Origin of the sequence: Ferruginibacter sp. HRS2-29 (genome assembly GCF_024343615.1) — a bacterium.
Classification (GTDB): domain Bacteria; phylum Bacteroidota; class Bacteroidia; order Chitinophagales; family Chitinophagaceae; genus Ferruginibacter.
Map to the genome: position 1 here is coordinate 1 of NZ_RJUB01000019.1, position 10,203 is coordinate 10,203.

Below are 10,203 nucleotides of genomic sequence, written 5' to 3' on the forward strand. Positions count from 1 at the left end.
GCAGCCCAGGCTAAATTTTCTTCTGTACGGCAAAAGATATATAATGTCACCAATGAAAAAGAGCTTGCTAAAATAGCTGCGGATAACGATCTTCAATTAAATGGTAATCCTAAACTGAATAAATTCCTGTCCGCCGTAAAGAGCTTCAGCGTTGGCCGCAGCGTAGTAAATTATACTGAACTGACCGCTCAGAATATCACGGTAACGGGTGTAAACATTGAGTACAACCCTTCTTACTATGTGGCCTTCGCGGCGGGTAAGGTAGATTACCGCTTTCGCGATTTCTTCAATAAAAGAAGTACACAGAACAATCAATACCTGGCACTCGGGCGAATAGGAGTTGGCAACAAAGATAAACGGGCCATTATTTTCAGTTTGTTTAAGGGGAGGAAAAGCCTGTCGCAATACGGGTTATCAGATAGCATTACCAATTCCATCAATATCGTGGGGTATTCCTTAGAAACCATTTTGCGCAAAAACGAACAGACCTTTCTCAGCATGGAGTTTGCCAAATCTACCAAACCCGTTACCGGCAGTTTGCAGCAAAGTAAAGAGATCGGCAGCCTGCTGAAATTTGAGGACCGTACAAATATGGGGATCAACATCAAGGGCCAAACTATTATCCCCGAAACGAACACACGGCTCAGCGGATTTTTCCGGAAGACGGGTGAGAATTTTCAATCTTTCAGCTTATTCAGTTACAATACCAGCCAGACCGCCTGGCTGGGGCGTGCCGACCAGGACTTTTTTAAACGCAGGCTTGGGATAACGGCGATGCTCCGGCGCAACGATTTTACCAACCCTTTTACCGAAAAGACGTTCAAGACTTCCACCACTTTCACTTCCCTTTTATTGAACCTGCGAATCCCTAAATATCCCGTATTAAGTTTGGGCTATTACCCGGGAACACAATTCTATGTGATCGATAAAGACCGTATCCGTGAAAACGCTTATTACATCATCAATGGCACACTCAACTATAGTTATTATTACAAGGGTACGGGTATGAACAGCTCGTTCCTGTACAACAGGTACATCAATAAAGCCAACGATTCGGGCTTCGTGTTTTATAAAGGGATCAGCCTGTATGCTTCGCAGTCGATATTCCTGAAGCAACTCCAATTGCAGGGCGGTTATTCCTGGACAAAACAACCGGAACTGCAATACTATACACTTGAATCATCCGCAGATTATTCGTTTACACAGGTTTTCAAAATGGGCGCTTCCCTTAAGTATAATAAAGTAAGCGGGGGTGAAAATTACTGGGGCGAGCGGGTAATGATGACCGCAGAGATGAAGCGGTTGGGACGGCTCCAGTTGCAATACGAAAAAAGTTTTTTACCCACCATCAGCAGGCAATTATACCCTGTAGAGATCGGCAGGGTTTCATGGTATAAATACTTTTAAATTATGAAAAGGAAACTCCTTTTTTTAGGCCTGTTTGTATTGCCTTTTTTGATAAAGGCACAGGTCACTATACAGGTGCAGTTACCTCCAGCAGGCCTCCTGCAAAAAGACCAGTTGTGGAATGTGATCCTGATGAACAATAAGGATGATGTTCTGGATGTGCACATTCGCCTAAGCTTGCAGGACGCCACTACCGGGCAGGTATACATGTCGGCCACCAGTGGCAGTGTATTGCTGGGCAAAGGTGTAAAGATTTTAAAACAGCAGGATGTGCAGCCTGCCATCTTTAATTACACCAACCCGGATTTTTCCCGGAATTATTTACCCATTGGTAATTATATCATCTGTTACCAGGTTTATACCAGCGTGGGTGAAAACCAGGTAATGCTCGGCGATGAATGCAGCCGGATCAATATCGACCCATTAAGCCCGCCACTGCTTAATACACCAGCAGACGGCACCGATATCAGCACACCATATCCTCAATTCACCTGGTTGCCTCCATCGCCGATGGATATGTTCAGCAACCTTAGTTACGATCTGTTGGTAGCGGAAGTATTGCCGGGTCAAAGCCCCACAGAAGCCATTCAATATAACACGCCGATATATAGTGCCAATAACCTCCGCAACACCAATCACCCTTATTCTTCCGCATACGCGGCATTGGATACCGGTAAGTGGTATGCATGGCAGGTAGTAGCACTGAATGGCAGCAATTATGCCGCGAAAACAGAAGTATGGACTTTTAAAAGAACGGGGAATCCGGTACCGCCGCCCGTAAGTTCCGGGACGTATATTTTGCTGAAGGATAACCTTACAGGTACCTATATCGTAGAAGATGGCATACTCAGGATAAAATATTTTTCTTACGCCAAAGATTATAAATCCACCATACTTTTTTCAAACGAAAAAGATAAGGTGGTCAAGGGTTTTGTGAAAATCATTATTCCCGGGGAAAATTATTTTGATTTCGATGTCAGTCGTGGTTTTCAAAAAGGAAAGACCTATAAAGTAACGATCAAGGATCAACAGGATGTTTCGCACTTTTTAAAATTCAGTATTAAATAATTCAACTACCCTAGTATATGATTCAATCCCTTTCTAACCGGTATAACAAGTACATCGCGTACCCGCTATTCGTCATTTTTTGTTTGCAATGGCTACTGCCTTTACGTGCAGCCGCCTATGGAGAAAGATCCTATAGATCTTACGACAGAACAAACAATGAACATGCTAAAAGGGTAGCCAAAAGTATTTATCCATTTGTAAGCAATTCAGGCCCAGCATCCGCCCCGGTGAAAGCAGTATTGGATAGAAAAGCTACAAGCTTACGGGTTGCGGCTAACAAACCATTTATCGGTGGGCCATCTGCTCCTGAAGCAAGCACGTTTAAAGCGGTTGGCTCCGATAACCTGGTGAATTTATTCACCGGGGATTTTTCCTACAGTATTCCCTTACTGGATGTAGGAGGTTACCCGGTTAATTTATTTTATAATGGGGGCATCACGATGGAGCAGGAAGCCAGCTGGGTAGGGTTGGGATGGAATATCAATCCCGGCACGGTAAGCCGCAACATGCGGGGTGTGCCCGACGACTTTGATGGAACTGATATGTTGGTTACCCATCAAAATACCAAACCAAACAGAACGTATGGTGGTGAAGTAAGCGTAGATGGGGAGTTGCTCGGCTTTAAAAAGCCAAAAGCCTCCGTATCGCTGGGCTTTTCTTATAACAATTACCTGGGCCCGGAACTTACACTTGGGGCAGGCATTTCGGCGGCACTGGTTACGTTTGATAACCTGAAATTCGAAAAGTCCTCTACCGACAGCCTTGGGCTCAGCCTCCAGGCATCTGTCAATGCAAAACTTAGTTCCCGGTCTGGATTAACATTAGCCCCATCACTCAATCTTGCTACTAAGTTATTGGGAGGTAAAATTCAAAATGGGATCGGGCTTTCGACCAGCTATAATTCACGAAGCGGTATTTCTGCCTTGAATATACATGGAGAAATGAGTTATTATTCCGATCGCAATCAGATAAAATATGAGCTTATAAACCCCTTAAGCAGTACTTCTATCAGCTTTGCCAAACCCAGTTACATGCCGATCATGCGGATGCCTATGGAAAACATCAACCTTTCCGGCCAGTTTGAAGCGGGGGCTGGCTTGTGGGGTATCCGGGGGGCCATCACACTCAATGGATATTATTCGCAATCTAAAGTGCCCACCGAATGGCAAACATTGAGAAAGCCTTTGGTTGGGTTCATGTATTCGGAAAAGGCATTGGCCAATAAAGACGCAGTGATGGATTTTAACCGCGTTAATGATGGGGAAGTTACTCCTAATACGCCGGTCATTTCAGCACCACAGTATGCGTATGATGTTTTTTCTATCCAGGGAGAAGGGACCGGCGGCTCCATCCGGGCATACCGTAGCGACCTGGGTTATATGCGGGATAATATTACGGTGTCCAAAGATAAAAGTCTTTCACTAGGGGCAGATATCGCACCGCCGGGCCATTGGGGCGGCAATTTCAATTTCATCTCTACGCCTACTAAAGCCGGTAGCTGGGACGACGTCTCCAGCAATACATTGATACGCACCATGGCGTTTAAAGCACCGCAAAAAAATTCCCTGTTTGAAAATGTGTATTTTAAAAATCCTGGTGAAGCTACCGTTACCGATCCGGCGTTGCTTTCCATGATAGGAGGCGAAGATCTTGTTCGTTTTAAATTGAGCGGCTCTAATGTCAACCCGAGATTGGAATCAATCTTAGAGCTTTTCAATAAAAAGACCGGATCCGTAAAAGGGTTGAAATCACTGAGCGGGAATACAACATTGGTAAATCGCCAGAAGCGCACCCAGGTAACCACCATGCTTACCGCAGCGGATGCATCAGTGTACGGACTGGACAAACAGATCAGGAATTATTCCGGGAACTTTGCAGGCGATACGATCCAATATTCCAATATTTCAAGAACGGAGGATTTTAGAAAGCCGAACCATATTTCGGAAATCGATGTGCTGGAACAAAATGGTATGCGCTATGTTTATGGGCTACCTGTATACAATAAAATTCAGAAGGATTTTACCTTTTCTGTAGGAGCCGTTCCCAATAGCACGAGTGACAACCTGGTAAATTTTTACACAAATGAAGCCTCTGTAAATTCCCCTTATATGGCCAACAAGTCTGAAATAGACGGCTATGTACAGGTACAGGAAACACCGGCTTATGCCGCTTCATTTTTACTCACCGGCCTTTTATCACCAGACTATGTAGATGTGACCGGGGATGGAATTACGGAGGATGATTTGGGAGGAGCAGTCAAATTCGATTACCAACGCTCGGAAGGATACCACCAGTGGCGCACCCCAAGAAATAATACCAATGGTCAACAGGCGCACTTCAATGAAGGGGTACGTACACAAAAAGAAGATAACAAAGCTACGATCAGTTACGGCGAAAGAGAAGGTTGGTACCTGAAAGCAATCGAATCTAAATCCATGGTCGCCATTTTTAAAACGGATTCCCGTAATGACGCTAAAGGTGTGTCAAGCGATATGAATGGCGCTATCAATAACAGCGAAGATGTCAATAAAAAATTATCCCGCATCGACCTTTATACAAAAGCTGAAATAAAATCCAAAGGCATTGCCAATGCCCGCCCGATAAAATCAGTGATCTTCAACTACGACAGTTCCCTTTGCATGGGCACTCCCGATAGTAAAAACGGTGGTGGCAAGCTGACATTACGCTCCATCTACTTTTCTTATAATGGTCAGACCCGTTTAATGAAAGACCGCTATGTGTTTGATTACGGAAATCTTTCCTCTGCTACAGATAATCCGCATTATGCGTACAATGCTTCGGATAAATGGGGAACATATAAAGACCCGGCGGAAGCCACCATTCATCCTGCGGGGCTCACCAACATGGATTATCCTTACACGGATTATTCAGATAAAACAAAGAATGACCAGTTTGCCGGTGCCTGGGCATTGAAAAAAATATTGTTGCCCTCCGGTGGCCAGATGGAGATCCAATATGAGGCCGACGATTATGGATATGTGCAGGACAGGCGGGCCTGCAATATGATGAATATATACGGCCTGGGCAATACTACAGCGTATGGAAACGACAGTGCCATGTACAGGAATGGTGGTATAGCCGAAGACAACAATTACGTGTATGTGAAACTCGCGTCGCCATTAACGTCCACCGGTGATGCCAGGTTGAAACAGGAAATTTATTCTAAATATCTTGAAGGCATCAACCAGCTCGCCTTCAAGCTGCAAATCCACATGCCCAAAGGGCTGGAGCCGCTTACGGTATATTCAGAAATTGAATCGTATGGAGTTTGTTCCAACAGCGCTTCAAAAGACTACATCTATATCAAGCTAAAAACGATCAACGGTAAAAGCCCGTTGGCAACGAGTGCCATCGGATTTTTGACAGACAATATTCCGGCACAGGCGTTTGATGGCTATAAAACGGAAGTGGATGACCTGGGGGATTTTATCAAACTTGCCGGAACGATGCTCGGGCAGTTGAAGAATGCCTTCAAAAATGTAGAGCAGCAAATGCGTTCGGCTGCACTGGCCAAAAACATTGCGCCGGGCAGATCCTTCGTGCGGCTGGATAACCCTGGCCGTATGAAATATGGCGGAGGGCATCGCGTAAAAAGAGTGTTGGTACGTGATAACTGGAAGAAAATGACCAGCGACAGTTCCTTTACTTCAACATACGGCCAGGACTATGATTATACAACCACCGAAATGGTGGACGGTGTTCCCACCACGATCAGCAGTGGCGTAGCCTCCTATGAACCCGGTATCGGAAGTGAAGAAAACCCTTTCAGGGAAATCGTGCAATTCAGCAATAAGCTTCCATTGGCTTCGGCTCGTTACGGTGCCATCGAAATGCCCATACTCGAAGGTTTGTATCCATCGCCTGTTGTGGGCTATAGCAAAGTGACCGTACGGTCGATTCACAGAAAAGGTACGCATGGGGATTCTACCTTACGCTCTGCCATCGGAAAGCAGGTAACAGAATTTTTTACCGCGAGAGAATACCCGGCATATGCAACCTATACGCCGATGGATTCCAAAACGTATAATAAGAACCCGTTTTTTTCTTTTTTATATAAGGAGGTCATCAGCCGGAGGACCATCACACAAGGGTTTTTAGTAGAGACAAACGATATGCATGGGAAAATGAAATCGCAATCGGCCTACAGCGAAAGCGATGAGAAGACTCCGTTATCGGCTTCCTATTACACGTATAAAAATACCGGAAAAAATGGCTTCAACGACCAGGTGGATTATGTGTACAACGATGAAGGTGGTATCGTTCGCAAAGGAAACATGGGAATTGATATAGAATTAATGACGGATGTACGGGAGTTTAAAGTACAGAGCAATGGGTTAAGTGCTCAGGGGCAACTGGATGTTTTTCCGCTGGGCCTGTTGATCTGGACTGTCTTTACCTTATGGCCACTTAAGACCTATACGGAAAATCAATACCGGGCAGTAACCTGTACGAAGCTGATTAATTATCATGCAATTGAAGATAGCGTGATTGTAATGGACAAAGGCAGTGTGATCACTACGAAAACGATGGCCTATGATGCGGAAACCGGGCAGGGGATAATTACTAAAACAGCCAATGAATTTAATGATCCCGTTTATAATACAACTTACCCTTCCTATTGGGCATACAGCAGTACAGGGCTTGCCTATAAAAATATTAATGCCGTACTAACCGCTGATTTTGCCAACGGTAAAATCAGTCTTTCTCAAGCTGATCAGAATAAATATTTTGAAAGCGGCGACGAACTATATGTTATATCCCGGGGAAATACCTTCGATCCATGTACCGCACAATCGGCTAATGTAAATAAGGTATGGGTGTACGATACAAATAAAGATATTACTCCCCTGAATGTGGTCAATAAGTCGCTGGTATTTATGGATGCCAAAGGGAATCTCTACAACAATAATTCCGTAGTGTTTCGTATCATTCGCAGCGGTAAACGAAACCTTCTGGGTATGAATGTGGCCTCCTTTACTACCATGGCCAATCCGGTACAAGCGGTAGGAGGTGAAAATAAGTTGAAAGTAGAAAGTTCTTCTAAAACAATTGTGGCATCTGCTATGGAGCATAAGGAAAAATGGCAGGCAGATAATGATGTGTTTACCAAAAAGACCTTAGTGTATAGTAACGAAATCTGTGGTTTTGTACCAGTCGATGATTGTATCAACGGGAAGTATGAGCAGGCCATTAATCCTTATGTCAAAGGAATATTAGGAAATCTCAGGCTTGATAAAAGCTATGTCTTTTACAATGAACGTATGGAAACCATTGCTTCGCCAACCGCTATTCGTAAGAACGGGTACCTGAAAGATTTTTACAGCTACTGGAATTTCGATGGAAACAATAACCTGGTTCCATCAAATGCTTCCGGTAAATGGGTATGGAATTCAACCGTCACTAAAGTAACTAACAAAGGACAGGAGGCGGAAACTAAAAATGCATTGGATGTGTACACTTCGGCACAGTTTGGGTTTTCAAAAACCCAAACCACCGCTGTTGCCAACAACAGCAGGCTCAATGATATGTTTGCAGAAGGGTTCGAAGATCATGGATATTCTCCGGTGATCAACGGAAGTGTGGCGGGCAATGCATGCACAAAACCACACATCGACTTTTCTGTAGCGGCTAATGCGCAAATACTCACCGATGACCTGCCGCGTCCGACGGCACACAGCGGGCATAAATATTTACGGGTTCTGCCCGGGCAAACATCCGGCATGTTGGATAGTATTGAAAGTGTACTGGATATATTTCAAATGCCATTGGTGTTGGATACTCTCAGAAGCCTGGACGAACCGGGGTCTTTTATGGAACGCCTCTATTCTATTCCATCCCTGGCCGGAGATGCTTCTCCAATGAACACATGCCTGTCTATTTCCAATTTTGCAGAAGATTCTATAATTCACAATGGTATTTCAAATACCTGCGGCGAATATTTTTCGCAGGGTTACCAGGGTTATGAGTTTATAGAATTGAATAGTGATGGCTTTGTAACCATAGATCTTCAGTCTTATGCAGCAGCATCGATAGGTGCTAATATCTATGGGGCTACAGCCAACTGTTATATTTCCGATCTTGACGACAATTCTATTGGAGTCGTAGCAAGCCTTTCTTCTGTACTTCCCGATGGTATTACCTCGAAGGTTTTTTGCCTTAAAAAGGGTATTTATAAGATATCGGTAAACTATACCGCGACACACACGCACAATTATGAATGTAGCGATGTAGGCACACCGCTGGGAGGCGCTTTTATTTTTAAAACCATGATTTCGGGAGATGTATCAGCCTGTTATAAAACCATTCATAAGTCTGATGCCTGCACTTACACCAGGCCTATTCCCGCTACAAAAGATATGATCAACCCGGTTTTTGCACCAACGCCTGGGAAAGACATGTTATTCTCTGCCTGGGTGAGGGAAACGTGTAATGCGCCCTGCGTTCAGGAAAAATATACACATAGCCAGGTACAGCTCATTTTTAATGACGGCAGCACCACTACCACCAGCCTGAATCCATCAGGCCCGATCATCGAGGGCTGGCAGAAAGTTGAAGGCAAATTCACGATCCCGCTTACAGCAACCAACATGGAGATCCGTTTCCGCAACAGCAGCGACAGCGCCATCTATTTCGATGACATTCGTATACACCCTTATAACGCTAACCTGAAAAGTTATGTGTATGATCCCCGTACGTTGCGATTGGTTGCCGAACTGGATGAGAACAATTACGCTTCTTTTTACGAATACGATGAAGAAGGCCAGATGGTTCGGGTTAAAAAAGAAACCATCGAAGGAATTAAAACAATCCAGGAAACCCGGAATGCAAAACAACAATCCATCACCGGGGTGCAGTAAACAAGAACAATTTAAATTATGAAACGAGCCACAATATTAGTATTACTTCTTATGATGTTGACCAGCCAGCGGGGGTTTGCGCAGAAGGATACCATAGAGATCATCAAAGAATTTTCTAAGGTATTGGAGTTTTCCTCGCAGGAAAATCTTTCTTATACCTCCAGGATAAAGTTATCAGCCTCGCCTATTATTCAACCAACGGATACGATGACAACGACCGGCATTTTTTACAAACAGGGTGACAGGCTCTATACCGAAAGCGGACAGGAGGAAACGTTCCTGCAAGACGGGTTATTGATACAGATAAACAATGCCCGCAAGAGTATCTGGATCAGTAAAACAGAAGGACAGCTTAAGGAGGAACTTGAAAAGCAAACGGTCACAAAGCAAATGGAAACATTGTTTCGCCAGAAATACAATATCGCCAGGCGCAATTCCGGCACGCTTTCCACCATCTCTTTCGATACCCGTCCCAATGAAAACAATCAGGGTACAGCGCAATCAAAAGTTTCACTACAATATGATGCTAAAACACTATTGCCCCAATCTCTGAGCATAGACATAAAAGTGAGCGAGGAGGCAGACGCAGAGTTGAAAGAAGCGCTAAAAGCCGAGGGGATAAATGTGGCAGGGTTGATACAGACGATCAACGGAACAGAGTTTTTTGTACGCACGCAAAACATGGCGGTATTATTTGAAGGGATCAGCACTGCTGCTGCTACTGCAATGAAAATACCTTCCTGGAAAACACGGCTGGAGTACAATGAAACCGCCGGAGATTATAAAGGGATTGGCGGATACAGTGATTATGAAGTGATAAAATTATACTAAAGACGTTCATTTTTAATAA

The 10,203-nt window shown here is 44.3% G+C and carries 4 protein-coding genes; all 4 read left to right on the forward strand.

The window, feature by feature from the left end; translation table 11 throughout:
* Positions 1–1,407: hypothetical protein (locus EGI32_RS08385; protein ID WP_255154942.1), on the forward strand; the 1,407-nt coding region annotated here is incomplete at its 5' end.
* A 3-nt stretch (positions 1,408–1,410) separates the two neighbouring features.
* Positions 1,411–2,475, forward strand: a complete 1,065-nt coding sequence (locus tag EGI32_RS08390; RefSeq protein ID WP_255154943.1) for a hypothetical protein — start codon at positions 1,411–1,413, stop codon at positions 2,473–2,475.
* A 17-nt stretch (positions 2,476–2,492) separates the two neighbouring features.
* A complete protein-coding gene (locus tag EGI32_RS08395; protein WP_255154944.1) occupies positions 2,493–9,353 on the forward strand; it encodes a hypothetical protein in 6,861 nt (2,286 codons plus the stop codon).
* 18 nt (positions 9,354–9,371) lie between these two features.
* The gene (locus EGI32_RS08400) at positions 9,372–10,184 is read left to right on the forward strand and encodes a hypothetical protein (RefSeq protein ID WP_255154945.1); all 813 of its coding nucleotides are present in this window, start codon (positions 9,372–9,374) and stop codon (positions 10,182–10,184) included.
* The last annotated feature ends 19 nt before the right edge of the window (positions 10,185–10,203 follow it).